Source organism: Pantoea sp. SIMBA_079 (assembly GCF_046940275.1).
GTDB classification, from domain to species: Bacteria; Pseudomonadota; Gammaproteobacteria; order Enterobacterales; family Enterobacteriaceae; genus Pantoea; species Pantoea borealis.
Genome location: NZ_JAWRYR010000238.1, coordinates 1 through 276 on the forward strand (window position 1 = coordinate 1; position 276 = coordinate 276).

The window sequence follows — 276 nt, forward strand, 5'->3', positions numbered from 1 at the left end:
TGGCAATATCGACCGCCTTGACGCGTGGCGTGCCTTGAACTTCAAGCCCGTAAAGCGTGTTGTCGAGAACGTTGCGATGCGGCAGAAGTGCGAATTTCTGAAATACCATCGCTGTCTGGTGACGACGGAATTCACGCAGCTCCCCGTCGCTCATCTTGACCACGTCGACGCCGTTCACCAGGACTTCACCGGCAGTAGGATCAATCAACCGGTTGATATGGCGGATCAGTGTCGATTTGCCTGAGCCCGAAAGTCCCATAATGACCTGTATGCAGC

Annotated in this window: 1 protein-coding gene; it reads right to left on the reverse strand. The window is 54.7% G+C overall.

The annotated features are described in order from the left end of the window. Positions 1-276: ATP-binding cassette domain-containing protein (locus SB719_RS19860; RefSeq protein WP_412159693.1), on the reverse strand; the 276-nt coding region annotated here is incomplete at both ends.